We start from the raw sequence: 14,622 nt of genomic DNA on the forward strand, positions 1-14,622 counted from the left end.
CGGACCCGAAAAGGGGCATCGTTCACCCGAACGATGCCCCTTTTCCCTGCTCACACACCCGCGGGACAAATACCGCAGGATTCGTCGGGTCAAAAACTGCGGTATTCGACCGGTCGAATACCGCAGTTTTTGACCGGTCGAATACCGGGGTATTTGACCGCGGGGTGAGGGTGGGTCAGGCGGCGGAGGTGACTCGGTAGACGTCGTAGACGCCTTCGATGTTGCGGACCGCCTTGAGGACGTGGCCGAGGTGCTTGGGGTCGCCCATCTCGAAGGAGAAGCGGCTGACCGCGACCCGGTCCTTGGAGGTGGTGACCGAGGCCGAGAGGATGTTGACCCGCTCGTCGGCGAGGACCTTGGTGACGTCCGACAGCAGGCGGTGCCGGTCCAGGGCCTCGACCTGGATGGCGACCAGGAACACCGAGGACGACGACGGCGCCCAGTGCACCTCGACCAGCCGCTCCGGCGTCTTGCGCAGGTCGTCGGCGTTGGTGCAGTCGGTGCGGTGCACGCTGACCCAGCCGCCGCGGGTCACGAAGCCCAGGATCTCGTCGCCCGGGACCGGGGTGCAGCAGCGGGCCAGCTTCGCCCACACGTCCCCGGCGTCCTTGACGACCACGCCCGAATCGCCGCTGCTGCGCCGCTTCCCGGCACCCTCCAGCGTGGACGGCGTGGAGCGCTCGGCGATCTGGTCGGCGGCCTGCTCCGGCCCGCCGATGTGCTGCACCAGCTGCTGCACCAGGTGCTGCGCGGAGAGCTGCTTCTCCCCCACCGCCGCGTACAGGGCGGTGACGTCGACGTAGTGCAGCTCGCGGGCCACCGCTCCCAGCGCCTCGGCGGAGACGAGCCGCTGCACCGGCAGCCCGAGCCGCCGGATCTCCTTGGTGATGAGCTCCTTGCCGGACTCGATGGCCTCTTCGCGGCGCTCCTTGGCGAACCACTGCTTGATCTTCGCCTTGGCGCGCGGCGAGGCGACGAACGACAGCCAGTCGCGGCTCGGTCCCGACCCCTCCGCCTTGGAGGTGAAGATCTCGACGACCTCGCCGTTCTCCAGCTTGCGCTCCAGCGCCACCAGCCGGCCGTTGACCCGCGAGCCGATGCAGCGGTGCCCGACCTCGGTGTGCACGGCGTAGGCGAAGTCCACCGGCGTGGACCCGGACGGCAGCGTGATCACGTCGCCCTTGGGGGTGAACACGAAGATCTCGCGGGTCGCCAGGTCGTAGCGCAGCGACTCCAGGAACTCGCCCGGGTCGGCGGCCTCGCGCTGCCAGTCGAGGAGCTGGCGCATCCAGGCCATCTCGTCGACCTCGACGCCGCCGCCGCTGTTGCGGCCCTTGGTCTCCTTGTAGCGCCAGTGCGCGGCGATGCCGTACTCGGCGGTGCGGTGCATCTCGTGGGTGCGGATCTGCACTTCGAGCGGCTTGCCCTCGGGACCGATGACCGTGGTGTGCAGCGACTGGTAGACGCCGAAGCGCGGCTGGGCGATGTAGTCCTTGAAGCGGCCGGGCATCGGCTGCCACAGCGCGTGCACCACGCCCATCGCCGCGTAGCAGTCGCGGATCTCGTCGACCAGGATCCGCACGCCCACCAGGTCGTGGATGTCGTCGAAGTCGCGACCGCGGACGATCATCTTCTGGTGGATCGAGTAGTAGTGCTTCGGCCTGCCCTCGACCTTGGCGGCCAGCCGGGCGGCGTCGAGCTGCGTGGACAGCTCGTCGATCACGGTGCGCAGGTAGGTGTCGCGGGAGGGCGCGCGGTTGGCGACCAGGCGCACGATCTCGTCGTACTTCTTGGGCTGAAGGATGGCGAAGGCCAGGTCCTCCAGCTCCCACTTGATCGTGGCCATCCCGAGCCGGTGCGCCAGCGGGGCCAGCACCTCCAGCGTCTCGCGGGCCTTGCGGGCCTGCTTCTCCGGCGGCAGGAAGCGCATGGTGCGCATGTTGTGCAGCCGGTCCGACAGCTTGATCACCAGCACCCGGGGGTCCCGGGCCATCGCGATGATCATCTTGCGGATGGTCTCGGCCTCCGCCGCCGCGCCCAGCTTGACCTTGTCCAGCTTGGTGACGCCGTCGACCAGGTGCGACACCTCGTCGCCGAAGTCCGCGCCGAGCCGCTCCAGCGAGTACTCGGTGTCCTCGACGGTGTCGTGCAGCAGGCCCGCCACCAGCGTCGTGGTGTCCATGCCCAGCTCGGCGAGGATCGTGGCCACCGCGAGCGGGTGCGTGATGTACGGGTCGCCCGACTTGCGCTTCTGGCTGCGGTGCTTCTCCTCGGCCACGTCGTAGGCGCGCTGCAGCAGCGCCAGGTCGGCCTGCGGGTGCAGCTCGCGGTGAACCGCCGCCAACGGCTCCAGAACCTGTTTGACCTGGGCGGCGCGCTGGGCGGTGATCCTCCTGGCCAGTCTGGCGCGCACTCGGCGCGTGGCCGAGGTCGCACGCGGCTCGGCGACCGGATCGGTCGCCGAAGGAGAATCAACGTGGTGGCTCACCGCACGCTCCCGGGCTCAGGCGTTGCTCAATCCCAGGTCCGGGGGACCCGGACACTGAGAATAACGCCGACGGGTCGACGACCCATCCCTGGTGTGGTCGTCGATACGCCCAACGGTCACCTCCTGCAGTCGAGATGACCTTGGAACTTCGGTCGAACCGATCACCGACCGCGGTGGCGCTGCCGCGGAGCAGCGCCACCATCAGGACCGCAGCAGGGCTCGGACGTGCTCGCCGACGATCTTGTCGCGGCCCTCCAGGGCCGTCAGCTCCATGACCACGGTGGCCGCGGCGACCTCGGCGCCCGCCTGGCGGATCAACCGGCAGGCAGCACCCAGGGTACCCCCGGTGGCCAGCACGTCGTCGACGACGAGCACGCGCTGACCTGCGCGAAGGGTGTCGGCGGGCAGCTCCAGGGTCGCCCGGCCGTACTCGAGCTCGTACTCGATCCGGTCGGCGACCTCCGGCAGCTTGCCGGGCTTGCGCAGGCCGATCACGCCGGTGCCGAAGGCCTGGGCGACCGCCGCGCCGAGCAGGAAGCCCCTGGCCTCCACCCCGGCGACGACGTCGAACTCCAGGCCGCGACCCAGCGCGTCGGTGATCGCCCGCAGCGCGGCCGGGTCGGCCAGCATCGGGCTGATGTCGCGGAACAGCACGCCCGGCTCCGGGAAGTCGGGGACCTCCCGGATCAGGCGCACCGACTCCTTGAGCGCGACATCATCGCCGTCGACGACCTCGACGGCGGCGTTCTCCTCGGACATCAACGACGACGCTTTCCACTCGGGCGTCCGGCCTTGCCCGCCGGGCGCGCGCCCGGCTGCGGACGCGCGGCACCGGCCGCGACCGGGCGCTTGGGCTCCTCCGGAACCTCCTCGCCGGCCTCGCGGGCGGCGGCCCTGGTCCGGCGCTGCTCGACCTTCTTGGCGTGCGAGCGGTACTTCGACTCGCGCATTTTGAGGTCCACCAGCAGCGGCGTGGCCAGCAGGATCGAGGAGACGACACCGGCGATCATGCCGACCAGCTGCACCAGCGCCAGGTCGCGCAGCACGCCGACGCCCAGCAGACCGGCGCCGACCACCAGCAGGCCCAGCACCGGCAGCAGCGCGATGACCGAGGTGTTGATGGAGCGCATCAGCGTCTGGTTGACCGCCAGGTTCGCGGCCTCCGGGTAGGTGCGGCGGGTCATGCTCAGCAGACCCCGGGTGTTCTCCTTGACCTTGTCGAAGACCACCACCGTGTCGTACAGCGAGAACCCGAGGATCGTCAGCAGACCGATCACGGTGCTCGGCGTGACCTCGAAGCCCACCAGCGAGTAGACGCCCGCGGTGACCACGACGTCGTGCAGCAGCGCGATCAGCGCCGCCACCGCCATCCACTTCTCGAAGTAGAACGCCAGGAAGATCGTCACCAGCACCAGGAACACGCCGAGCGCGAGCAGCGCCTGGGTGGTGATCTCCCCACCCCAGGTGCCGGAGACCGCGCTGTCGCTGATCACCTGCTGGCTGGGCTTGCCCGCCGCGTCCAGCGGCCGGGTTTCGGTGAAGATCTCCTGCTTGACCTTGAGAACCTGGTCGACGGTCAGCGACGAGGCCCGGATCTGGATGCTCTGGTTCGCACCGGTGCCCACGACCTGCACCGTCTCGGCCGGGTGCCCGACGGCCTTGCTGAAGGCCGACTGGACCTGGTCGGTCTCGATCGGGCCCTGCGCGCCGACGGCGGGCATGGAGATCTTAGTGCCGCCCTCGAAGTCGATGCCGAGGTTGAAGCCCTTGAACCCGATCGCGCCGATGCACACCAGCACCAGCAGACCCAGCGCGATGTACCAGCGGGAGCGCTTGCCGACGATGTCGAAGGCACCGGTCCCGGTGTAGAGCCGGTGGAAGACGCTCTCGCGCTTCTGGACCTCTTCGGTGGGAGGAGTCGTCACCTTCACGCCTCCTTGGAGGTGGTCGCGGTGGCCTTGCGCTCGGCGCGGGCCCGGTTGCCGATGCGTTGCACGGCGCCCAGCCCGGAGACCGACGGCTTGGACAGGAACTTGCTCTTCGAGGCCAGCGCCACCAGCGGGTGGGTAACCAGGAAGACCACCACGAGGTCGAGCACGGTGGACATGCCGAGGGTGAACGCGAAGCCCTTCACCTGCCCGACGGCCAGCACGTAGAGCACCGCGGCGGCCAGGAAGCTGACCGCGTCGGCCGACAGGATCGTGCGCCGCGCCCGGACCCACGCCCGGGGCACCGAGGAGCGGAACGTGCGGCCCTCGCGGATCTCGTCCTTGAGCCTCTCGAAGAACACGATGAACGAGTCCGCGGTGATGCCGATGGCGACGATGAACCCGGCGACACCGGCGAGGTCGAGGGTGAAGCCGATCCACCTCCCGAGCAGCACGAGCACGCCGTAGACCACGCCGCCGGACAGGATCAGCGACAGCACGGTGAGGATGCCCAGCAGCCGGTAGTAGGCCAGGCAGTAGACGGCCACCAGCAGCAGGCCGATGCCGCCCGCGATCAGTCCCGCTTCCAGCGAGGCGACGCCGAGGGTCGCCGAGACCGTCTCGGCCTCGGACTGGTCGAAGGCCAGCGGCAGCGAGCCGTACTTGAGGATGTTCGCCAGGTCCGTGGCGGACTGCTGGTTGAACTGGCCGTTGATCTCGGCGTTGCCGCCCAGCAGTGGCACGGAGATCGACGGCGCCGAGACGACCTCACCGTCCAGCACGAACGCGGCCCGCTGTCCGACGTTGGCGGAGGTGAAATCCGCCCAGGTCTTGGCGCCTGCGGACTTGAAGTTCAGGTTGACCGTCCAGGCCGGCGTCCCGCCCGGCTGCGTGCTCGGTGGCTGGGCCATCGAGTCGGCGATCTCCTTGCCCTCCAGGAACACCGGCTCGAGGACGTACTTCGCCGTGCCCTCGCGGTCGCAGGTGACCAGCGGGAGCTTCGGGTCGTCGTTGCCGCGCAGCGGGTCCTCGGCGTTGCAGTCCAGCGCCTGAGCGGCCTGCATCAGCACGTTCGGGTCGGTGCTCTGGCGCGTGGCCTTCGCCGCCTCGATCTCCTGCTGCGAGTCGCCCGGCGGCTGCGCCTGCTGCGGCGTCGTCGGGGCCGGGGGCTGGGTGGCCGGGAGCTGCTGGACGACCTTGCGGAAGTTCAGCTCCGCGGTCTGCCCGAGCTGCTTGGCCTCCTCGCCGCCGGCGCCGGGCACCGTGATGATCAGGTTCGACCCGTCGAGGGCGACCTCGGAGCCGCCGATGCCCATGCCGTTGACGCGCGTCTCGATGATCTGCCGCGCCTGGTTCAGGGATTCCTTGCTGGGAGGTTGCCCGTCCGGGGTGCGCGCGGTCAGCGTGACCCGCGTGCCTCCCTGCAGGTCGATGCCCAGTTTCGGGTTGGGCTTTCCATCACCGGTGAAGAACACCAGTGCGTACAGCGCCACCACGATCAGCGCGAAGATCGCGAGATAACGCCCTGGGCGCAGCTGCCCGGCCGGAGGTGCCACGGTGCGTCGGTCTCCTGTTCAGGGTCTGTTCGGACGCGCCACCCGGCCGGAACCGAGCGCGCGAGCGACGAGCGGTCTCGCCGTCGACAACGTACCGCCGGTCCTACCGGGTTCCGCCCATCGATGCGATCTTGTGGCGATCTTCGCCAACACCGCCCGCCACGTACAGCACCCCAGTCTCGCAGGCCCGGAACGGGCGACGACTACGTGGGGTGGCCGAAACGCAGCGACGCGGGACCGGAGCGTCGTCGCGCCCCGGTGCCCGCGTCGCTGCGATGGTCGCGCGGTCTCCCGGCGGGCCACCGACGTGCGGGCCCGTCGCCGGGATCGACCGATGCGTCAGCTGGTCTTCTGCTTCTCGGCCGACTCGGCGTCCTCGGTCTTGGCGTCCTCGACCTTGGTCTCCTCGGCGGGAGCCTCGGCGGCGGGGGTCTCCTCGACGGCCGGGGTCTCGGCCTCGGTGTTGACCTTCTCGCGCACGGCCTGACGCACCCAGGTGGTGGTCATGCCCGGGGCGATCTCGATGTCGATGGTGTCGTCGCTGGTCGACACGACCGTGCCGAAGACACCGGAGGTCGTCATCACCCGGTCACCTGCGGTGATCGAGTTCTGCAGCTTCTGCTGCTCGGCCATCGCGCGCTTCTGCTTGCGGGCCTGCAGGAACAGCGGCACCGCGAGCAGGACGATCAGCAGCGGCAGGATCAGGGATTGGAGTTGCATCATGCTCCGTTCAGCGGGCGCACGACAGGACCAACCACGCAGTCCGCGCCCGGTTTGTTCGGATGTTCGTAGCCCCAGTCTGCCAGGTCAACGAAAGTGCCAGGTTGACGCGTGGCAATCGGCTGGTCCGCCGCCACCGTAACGGCGGATTGTCACCATTCGGTCACTCCGCGAAAAGCGTTGGCTGACCATCACCGGGGGCGTTCGCCGGCGGCGTCATGCCCAGGTGGAACCAGGCGGCGGCGGTGGCCACCCGACCTCGGGGCGTGCGGGCCAGGAACCCGGCTCTGACCAGGTACGGCTCGCACACCTCCTCCACCGTACTGGGTTCCTCGCCGACGGCGACGGCCAGCGTGGAGATGCCCACAGGACCGCCGTGGAAGGACTTGATCAGCGCGCGCAGCACCGCCCGGTCCAGCCGGTCCAGGCCCACCTCGTCGACGTCGTAGACCTCCAGGGCGGCCCGGGCGACCTCGCGGGTCACCGCGCCGTCGGAGCGGACCTCGGCGTAGTCGCGGACCCGGCGCAGCAGCCGGTTGGCGATGCGCGGCGTGCCCCGGGAGCGGGCGGCGATCTCGGCGGCGCCGTCGTCGCGCAGGTCCACCCCGAGGATCCCGGCCGAGCGGCGAACCACCTGATCGAGCTCACCCGGCGTGTAGAACTCCATGTGCGCGGTGAAGCCGAAGCGGTCGCGCAGCGGGCCGGTCAGCGCACCGGACCGGGTGGTGGCCCCGACCAGCGTGAACGGCGCGAGCTCCAGCGGGATGCTGGTCGCCCCCGGCCCCTTGCCGACGACGATGTCGACCCGGAAGTCCTCCATCGCCAGGTACAGCATCTCCTCGGCCGGGCGGGCGATCCGGTGGATCTCGTCGATGAACAGCACGTCGCCCTCGGTGAGGTTGGACAGCATCGCCGCCAGATCGCCCGGCTTCTCCAGCGCCGGGCCCGAGGTGACGCGGATGGCCGAGCCCAGCTCGGCCGCGATGATCATCGACAGGCTCGTCTTGCCCAGCCCCGGAGGACCCGAGAACAGCACGTGATCGGGCTGGTCGCCGCGCCGCAGCGCCCCGTGCAGGACCAGTTCGAGCTGCTCGCGCACGCGCGCCTGGCCGACGAACTCGCTGAGCTTGCGGGGCCGCAGCGTGGTCTCGACGTCGCTGTCGCCCTGGTCCTCGTGCGCGGCCAGCGACACGGGCTCCAGGGGTTCCGCGGGGGCCGCCGCCCAGTCCTCTTCCTCGTACATCGGCTACCTCACTTGGGCCCGAGGGTGGCCAGGGCCTTGCGCAGCACGGCCGAGGTGTCCAGGTCGCCGCCGCCGTTGGACAGCACGGCCTCGACGCTCTGCTCGGCCTGCTTGGCGGAGAAGCCCAGCCCGACCAGGGCCTCGGAGACCTCGGTGCGGATGCGGCTGCGGTCGACGGTGGCGGTCGGTTCGACGGTGGCGCCCGCGACGACGCCGACCTTGTCGCGCAGTTCCAGGATCAGCCGCTCGGCGCTCTTCTTGCCGATGCCCGGGACCTGGGTGAGCACCGTGAGGTTGCCGTCGGCCAGCGCGGTGCACAGCTGGTCGGGGGTGAGCACGGCGAGGGTGGCCAGCGCGAGGCGCGGGCCGACGCCGGAGGCGGTCTGCAGCAGGCCGAACAGGTCGCGGGCCTCGGCGTCGGCGAAGCCGTAGAGGGTCAGCGAGTCCTCGCGGACGATCAGCGAGGTCCACAGCCGGGTCTCCTCGCCGCGCCGCAGCCCGGCGAGCGTGTTCGGGGTGGCGTGCACCGCCATGCCGACGCCGCCGACCTCGACCACGGCGTGATCCAGGCCGATCGACAGCACCGGTCCGCGCACCGTGGAGATCATCGGGTCTTGCCTCCTGTTCTCGGGCCCTGCGCCCGCTGGGCCTTCTCCTGGGCCGCCTTGATCTTCGCGCGGTGGGTGCGCGCGGCCTCGGCGGCGCGCGCTTCGGCCTGGGCGATCCGGTCCATCATCGGCGCCCGCCACAGGTGGCAGACGCCCAGTGCCAGCGCGTCGGCGGCGTCGGCCGGTTTCGGCGCTTCGGCCAGCCCGAGGATCTTGGTGATCATCGTGGTGACCTGCTTCTTGTCGGCGCGGCCGGAGCCGCTGATCGCGGCCTTGACCTCGCTGGGCGTGTGGAACGCGACCGGCAGACCGCGCCGGGCCGCCGCGAGCGCGACGACTCCGGAGACCTGCGCGGTGCCCATCACGGTCCGCACGTTGTGCTGGCTGAACACCCGCTCGATGGCCACCACCTGCGGCCGGTGGAGGTCCATCCAGCGCTCAACCTCGGTGGCGACGGTGAGCAGCCGGGTGGCGAGCTCGTCCTCCTGCGGACTCCGCGCCACCCCGACGGCCACGCAGGCCACGGACCGGCCCTTGCCGCCGTCGACCACGCCGAGCCCGCAGCGGGTCAGCCCCGGGTCGACTCCCAACACGCGCACGCCGCCACCCACTCAGCCGAAGCCATCGAGAACACTCGTTCGAACCCTAGCGAACCCGGCCCCACCGACCACACCCGACACGCCCTCACCGTCACCCGGCGGGGTGGACCTCAGGGGCCGTCGACCCCGGGCGTCCAGGACTCCGGGAGGCCGGAGTCGGTGAGCACGGGCTGGTACTCGCGGAAGCCGCCCGGGGCGTCGGGCTGCCAGGGGAACTTGGCGTCCTCCGGGCTGGACACGATGAGCTGCACGGCCGGGAAGTCCGGGCCGTTGTAGACCAGGAACGCCGATCCGAGGTATTCCGGGTAGTGCTGCAGCGCGATCTTCTCGAAGGTGACCGGGCAGCCCTGCAGGAAGCCCTCGTAGAGCTGTCCGGGCTGGAAGCGCTCGCCCTGACCGGCGCGCTGCACGTAGGTGTTGACCACCGAGTGCGCGACCTCCTGCGGCAGCCCGATCACGACCACCTCGGGCTTGCCGAAGCGCCGCCACGCGCCCACCGAGAAGGCGTAGGCCGGGCCGCTGTCGTCGCCGGCCACGTGCATGACCGCGGCGCCGTGCTGCTCCGCGGTGTTGACCATCCACTTGCGCAGTGATTCATCGGTGTCGACCACGGCGTCATTCTGCACGTCAACGCAAGAACCGCTCCCCCGGGATTCCCGGAGGAGCGGTTCGTCAGAACGCGTCAGGCGTTGACTTCCGCCATCACGGAGTCGCTGACGTCGAAGGCGGCGTAGACGTTCTGGACGTCGTCGCAGTCCTCGAGGGCGTCGATCAGCTTGAAGATCTTGCGCGCGCCCTCGGCGTCGAGCTCGACGTTGACCGAGGCCAGGAAGTTGGTCTCGGCCGAGTCGTACTCGATGCCCTCGGCCTGCAGCGCCTTGCGGACGTCGACCACGTCCGAGGCGTCGCACAGGATCTCGTAGCTCTCGCCGAGGTCGTTGATCTCCTCGGCGCCCGCCTCCAGCACGGCCGCGAGCACGTCGTCCTCGCTGAGGCCGTTCTTGGGCAGCAGCACCACGCCGCGGCGGGTGAACAGGTACGACACCGAGCCCGCGTCGGCCATCGAACCGCCGTTGCGGGTCATGGCCGTGCGGACCTCGCCCGCGGCCCGGTTGCGGTTGTCGGTCAGGCACTCCACCAGCACGGCGACGCCGTTGGGGCCGTAGCCCTCGTACATGATCGTCTGCCAGTCGGCGCCACCGGCCTCTTCGCCAGCTCCGCGCTTGCGCGCGCGTTCGACGTTGTCACCAGGGACCGAGTTCTTCTTGGCCTTCTGGATCGCGTCGTAGAGGGTCGGGTTGCCCTCCGGGTCACCTCCGCCGGTGCGGGCGGCGACCTCGATGTTCTTGATCAGCTTCGCGAAGAGCTTGCCGCGCTTGGCATCGACGGCGGCCTTCTTGTGCTTGGTGGTGGCCCACTTGGAGTGGCCGCTCATCTCTCCTCCGTCTTTCCACGCCCGCGGCGGGCTTGTCACCGCTCGCGAACGATCCGTACGAAACAGCGGTGCACTCGCTCGTCCCCCTCGACCAGTTCCGGGTGGAAGGCCGTGGCGAGCACCGCTCCCTGCTGAACCGCGACGATCCTACCGGCGAGCCCTTCGCGCTCGGTGGCGTCGGGGGTCCCGAGCGCGTCCGGGACCTCGGGAAGCGTGGCCAGCACGGACACGCCGGCCCCGATCTTGTCCACCCACGGAGCCCGGATGAACACGGCGTGGACCGGGCCGTCGACGCCCTGGAAGTCCAGGTCGGTCTCGAAGGAGTCGACCTGCCGCCCGAAGGCGTTGCGGCGGACGACCACGTCCAGCGCGCCCAGCGGCCGGACCGCGGCGGCCCGGTCGTCGTCAACGCTCGAGGCCAGCATGATCATTCCCGCGCAGGAGCCGTAGGCGGGCAGGCCCTCGGCCAGCCGGGCGCGCAGCGGGTCGTAGAGCTCGAAGGTGTCCAGCAGCCGGGTCATGGTGGTCGACTCGCCGCCCGGCAGCACGATGCCGTCGACCGCGTCGAGCTCCTCGACGCGCCGCACCGGGATCGCGCGCGCCCCGCTGCGCTCCAGCGCGGCCAGGTGCTCGGCCACTCCCCCTTGCAGGGCCAGCACGCCGATGAGGGGCTCAGCCATCGTTCCTCCTCACGTGAGGCGGCCGGGCGGCGCGCTCGCACCGCCCGGCCACGACCTCGTTCACCAGCCGCGCGTGGCCAGGCGGTCGTTGTCGCCCAGGTCGTCGAGGTTGATGCCGACCATCGCCTCGCCCAGGCCGCGGGAGACCTTGGCGACGACGTCGGGGTCGTCGTAGAAGGTGGTGGCCTTGACGATGGCCTCGGCGCGCTTGGCCGGGTCGCCGGACTTGAAGATGCCGGAGCCGACGAACACGCCCTCGGCGCCGAGCTGGCGCATCATCGCCGCGTCGGCCGGGGTGGCGATGCCGCCTGCGGTGAACAGCACGACGGGCAGCTCACCGGTGCGCGCGACCTCGCGGACCAGCTCGACCGGGGCGCGCAGCTCCTTGGCGGCCACGTAGAGCTCGTCGGACTCCAGGGTGGACAGCCGCCGCATGTCGGCGCGGATCTGACGCATGTGCCGGGTCGCCTCGACGACGTTGCCGGTGCCCGCCTCGCCCTTGGAGCGGATCATCGCCGCGCCCTCGGCGATCCGGCGCAGGGCCTCGCCGAGGTTGGTGGCGCCGCAGACGAACGGGACGGTGAAGGCCCACTTGTTGATGTGGTTGGCCTCGTCGGCCGGGGTGAGGACCTCGGACTCGTCGATGTAGTCGACGCCGAGCGACTGCAGCACCTGGGCCTCGACGAAGTGGCCGATGCGGGCCTTGGCCATTACCGGGATCGACACCGAGTTGACGATGCCCTCGATCATGTCCGGATCGGACATCCGCGCCACGCCGCCCTGGGCGCGGATGTCGGCGGGCACGCGCTCCAGCGCCATGACCGCGACCGCGCCCGCCTGCTCGGCGATCTTGGCCTGCTCGGGGGTGACCACGTCCATGATCACGCCGCCCTTGAGCATCTCGGCCATGCCCCGCTTCACGCCGTCGGTGCCGGTGGCGGCGGTGTCCGCTGCGGTAGTCAACGTTGATCTTCCTTCACATTCCGGTGTTGTTCCCGTAACCAACCTAGACACGAACTGGACCACCGCAACGGTCCACTCAACGCCGATTTCAGTAGTCCACTTGACACCGGAGTCCCCCGGGCGCGGCCTTGCACGAGCACACCACCGGGTGTGTGATCGGAGACACACCTCTGCTCGCTGGGTAGTGCAGGAGCTCGCCATGGGAAGCAAACAAGCCGGCACAGCAGCCGGGCCGGACGTACCGGCCCCCACCGATCCCGCTCAGATCCGCAACGTCGTCCTGGTCGGCCCCTCCGCCGCGGGCAAGACCACGCTGGCCGAGGCGCTGCTGAACGCCACCTCGGTCATCCCGCGCCCGGGCGCCGTCACCGAGGGCACCACGGTCTGCGACCACGAACCCGCCTCCATCGACCAGCAGCGCTCCATCGCGCTGTCGATCGCGCCGCTCGGCTACGGCGACACCAAGATCAACCTGATCGACACCCCCGGCTACGCCGACTTCGTCGGTGAGCTGCGCGCGGGCCTGCGCGCCGCCGACGCCGCCCTGTTCGTGGTGGCCGCCGCCGAGGGCGTCGACGCCGCCACCCGCGCGATCTGGCACGAGTGCGCGGCGGTGGGAATGCCGCGGGCGGTGGTCATCGCGCGGCTCGACCAGCCCCGCGCCGATTTCGACACCGCACTGCTGACCTGCCAGGACGCCTTCGGAGGAGGCGTCCTTCCGCTGTACGTGCCGCACGTCGAGGGCGGCGAGATCACCGGGCTGCTCGGGCTGGTCACCGAGAGCGTCTACCAGGACGGCGAGATCCGGCCCGCCGACGAGGCGGCGCGCGCCCGGGTGCAGCAGCAGCGCGGCGAGCTGATCGAGGCGATCATCGCCGAGAGCGAGGACGAGACGCTCATGGACCGCTACCTCGCGGGCGAGCGGATCGACGAGGACGCGCTCATCGGCGACCTCGAGACCGCGGTGGCGCGCGGCGGGCTGCACCCGGTGCTGCCCGTGTCGGCGCTGACCGGCGTCGGCATCCCCGAGGTGCTCGACGGCATCCGCCGCGGCTTCTCCTCACCGCTGGAGCACCAGCTGCCCGAGTTCACCGACCCGCACGGCGGGAATCCGCGACTGCTCGGCCCCGACCCGGACGGGCCGCTGGCCGCCGAGGTCGTGCACACCTCCGTCGACTCCTACGTCGGCCGCGTCTCGCTGGCCAGGGTCTTCTCCGGGACGATGCGCCCGGAGCGGCCGGTGCACGTCTCCGGGCACGGCATGGCCGAGCGCGGGCACCCCGACCACGACGAGGACGAGCGCGTCGCGCACCTGTACTCACCGCTGGGAGCCGCCCTGCGCGAGGTGCCGCACTGCGTGGCCGGTGACCTGTGCGCGCTGACCAAGATCGGTTCGGCGGAGACCGGCGACACGCTCTCCGACCCGTCGGACCCGCTGCTGCTCACGCCGTGGCCGATGCCGGAACCGCTGCTGCCGATCGCGGTCACCGCGCACAACCGCAGCGACGAGGACGCCCTGGCCCGCAACCTCAACCGGCTCATCGCCGCCGACCCGAGCCTGCGCCTGGAACGCGACAGCGAGACGCACCAGCTCGTGCTGTGGTGCATGGGCGAGGCGCACGCCGACGTCGTGCTGCAGCGGCTGCGCGAGGGCGGCGCCGAGGTGGACACCGTGCCGGTGCGGGTGGCGCTGCGACAGACCTTCGCCAAGGCCGCCCAGGGTCACGGCAGGCACGTCAAGCAGTCCGGCGGGCACGGCCAGTACGCGGTCTGCGACCTGGAGGTCGAGCCGCTGCCGCCGGGTTCCGGGGTGGAGTTCGCCGAGAAGGTGGTGGGCGGCGCGGTGCCGCGGCAGTTCATCCCCAGCGTCGAGAAGGGCGTGCGCGCCCAGCTGGAGAAGGGCATCACCGAGGGCTGCCCGGTGGTCGACGTGCGGGTGACGCTGGTGGACGGCAAGGCGCACAGCGTCGACTCCTCCGACGCGGCGTTCCAGGCCGCCGGCGCCCTGGGCGTCAAGGCCGCCGCCGAGCAGGCCGGGCTGACGACGCTGGAACCCGTCGACGAGGTCGCGGTGCACATCCCCGACGAGCACCTGGGGGCGATCCTGGGCGATCTGTCGGGACGTCGCGGCAAGGTCGTGGGCACCGAGCCCGAGGACGGCGGGTGGACCGTCGTGCGCGCGCACGTGCCCGCCAGCGAGCTCATCCGGTACCCGGTCAACGTCCGCTCGCTGACCTCCGGCAGCGCGACCTTCACCCGGCACTTCGAGAGCTACGAGCCGATGCCGGAGAACCTCGTCCCCAAGTGAGGACAGTTTTTGCCCGAATTGACCGGGCATTTCGGGCATCAACCCTGGGCAATTTGGACTAAAACTGTCCCCTGGCAACGCACGGCGCTCCCGG

The 14,622-nt window shown here is 70.6% G+C and carries 13 protein-coding genes; 1 reads left to right on the forward strand and 12 read right to left on the reverse strand.

Features of this window, described 5'->3' with window-relative positions; genetic code table 11:
* Positions 1–175: 175 nt before the first annotated feature.
* The 12 genes from BM424_RS00130 to pdxS form a co-directional block, all read right to left on the reverse strand.
* Complete coding sequence (locus BM424_RS00130; protein WP_093412701.1) at positions 176–2,488, reverse strand: RelA/SpoT family protein; 2,313 nt, start codon at positions 2,486–2,488, stop codon at positions 176–178.
* Positions 2,489–2,689: 201 nt separating this feature from the next.
* Positions 2,690–3,247 (reverse strand): adenine phosphoribosyltransferase, encoded by a 558-nt coding sequence (locus BM424_RS00135; RefSeq protein ID WP_093412703.1) that lies wholly within the window; start codon positions 3,245–3,247, stop codon positions 2,690–2,692.
* The gene (gene secF / locus BM424_RS00140) at positions 3,247–4,419 is read right to left on the reverse strand and encodes a protein translocase subunit SecF (protein WP_093412706.1); all 1,173 of its coding nucleotides are present in this window, start codon (positions 4,417–4,419) and stop codon (positions 3,247–3,249) included. Before secF ends, BM424_RS00135 begins: the two co-directional genes overlap by 1 nt.
* Positions 4,416–5,972 (reverse strand): protein translocase subunit SecD, encoded by a 1,557-nt coding sequence (gene secD / locus BM424_RS00145; RefSeq protein ID WP_093412708.1) that lies wholly within the window; start codon positions 5,970–5,972, stop codon positions 4,416–4,418. The genes secF and secD overlap by 4 nt, the downstream gene beginning before the upstream one ends.
* A gap of 339 nt (positions 5,973–6,311) precedes the next feature.
* A complete protein-coding gene (yajC, locus tag BM424_RS00150; protein WP_093414480.1) occupies positions 6,312–6,692 on the reverse strand; it encodes a preprotein translocase subunit YajC in 381 nt (126 codons plus the stop codon).
* A 163-nt stretch (positions 6,693–6,855) separates the two neighbouring features.
* The gene (ruvB, locus tag BM424_RS00155) at positions 6,856–7,935 is read right to left on the reverse strand and encodes a Holliday junction branch migration DNA helicase RuvB (RefSeq protein WP_093412711.1); all 1,080 of its coding nucleotides are present in this window, start codon (positions 7,933–7,935) and stop codon (positions 6,856–6,858) included.
* 8 nt (positions 7,936–7,943) lie between these two features.
* Positions 7,944–8,543: a Holliday junction branch migration protein RuvA gene (gene ruvA / locus BM424_RS00160; protein ID WP_093412715.1), complete on the reverse strand. Its 600-nt coding sequence runs from the start codon at positions 8,541–8,543 to the stop codon at positions 7,944–7,946.
* A complete protein-coding gene (locus BM424_RS00165; RefSeq protein ID WP_093414481.1) occupies positions 8,540–9,142 on the reverse strand; it encodes a crossover junction endodeoxyribonuclease RuvC in 603 nt (200 codons plus the stop codon). Before BM424_RS00165 ends, ruvA begins: the two co-directional genes overlap by 4 nt.
* Positions 9,143–9,252: 110 nt before the next feature.
* Positions 9,253–9,720 (reverse strand): DUF4262 domain-containing protein, encoded by a 468-nt coding sequence (locus BM424_RS00170; RefSeq protein ID WP_093414482.1) that lies wholly within the window; start codon positions 9,718–9,720, stop codon positions 9,253–9,255.
* A 104-nt stretch (positions 9,721–9,824) separates the two neighbouring features.
* Complete coding sequence (locus BM424_RS00175) at positions 9,825–10,577, reverse strand: YebC/PmpR family DNA-binding transcriptional regulator (RefSeq protein WP_093412718.1); 753 nt, start codon at positions 10,575–10,577, stop codon at positions 9,825–9,827.
* Between the two features lie 35 nt (positions 10,578–10,612).
* Positions 10,613–11,257: a pyridoxal 5'-phosphate synthase glutaminase subunit PdxT gene (gene pdxT / locus BM424_RS00180; RefSeq protein ID WP_093412720.1), complete on the reverse strand. Its 645-nt coding sequence runs from the start codon at positions 11,255–11,257 to the stop codon at positions 10,613–10,615.
* A gap of 60 nt (positions 11,258–11,317) precedes the next feature.
* Positions 11,318–12,220: a pyridoxal 5'-phosphate synthase lyase subunit PdxS gene (gene pdxS, locus BM424_RS00185; RefSeq protein ID WP_093412723.1), complete on the reverse strand. Its 903-nt coding sequence runs from the start codon at positions 12,218–12,220 to the stop codon at positions 11,318–11,320.
* 199 nt (positions 12,221–12,419) lie between these two features.
* On the opposite strand from pdxS, the gene BM424_RS00190 reads away from it, so the two are divergent.
* Entirely contained in the window at positions 12,420–14,528 is a 2,109-nt protein-coding gene (locus tag BM424_RS00190; RefSeq protein ID WP_093412726.1) for an elongation factor G-like protein EF-G2, read from the forward strand.
* Positions 14,529–14,622: the final 94 nt, after the last annotated feature.

Origin of the sequence: Saccharopolyspora flava (assembly GCF_900116135.1) — a bacterium.
GTDB classification, from domain to species: Bacteria; Actinomycetota; Actinomycetes; order Mycobacteriales; family Pseudonocardiaceae; genus Saccharopolyspora; species Saccharopolyspora flava.

Coding starts and splice junctions, on each gene's coding strand:
- BM424_RS00135 (WP_093412703.1), bottom strand. CDS start 3,247: ATGTCCGAGGAGAACGCCGCCGTCGAGGTCGTCGACGGCGATGATGTC.
- yajC (WP_093414480.1), bottom strand. CDS start 6,692: ATGCAACTCCAATCCCTGATCCTGCCGCTGCTGATCGTCCTGCTCGCG.
- ruvB (WP_093412711.1), bottom strand. CDS start 7,935: ATGTACGAGGAAGAGGACTGGGCGGCGGCCCCCGCGGAACCCCTGGAG.
- ruvA (WP_093412715.1), bottom strand. CDS start 8,543: ATGATCTCCACGGTGCGCGGACCGGTGCTGTCGATCGGCCTGGATCAC.
- BM424_RS00170 (WP_093414482.1), bottom strand. CDS start 9,720: ATGGTCAACACCGCGGAGCAGCACGGCGCCGCGGTCATGCACGTGGCC.
- BM424_RS00175 (WP_093412718.1), bottom strand. CDS start 10,577: ATGAGCGGCCACTCCAAGTGGGCCACCACCAAGCACAAGAAGGCCGCC.
- pdxT (WP_093412720.1), bottom strand. CDS start 11,257: ATGGCTGAGCCCCTCATCGGCGTGCTGGCCCTGCAAGGGGGAGTGGCC.
- BM424_RS00190 (WP_093412726.1), top strand. CDS start 12,420: ATGGGAAGCAAACAAGCCGGCACAGCAGCCGGGCCGGACGTACCGGCC.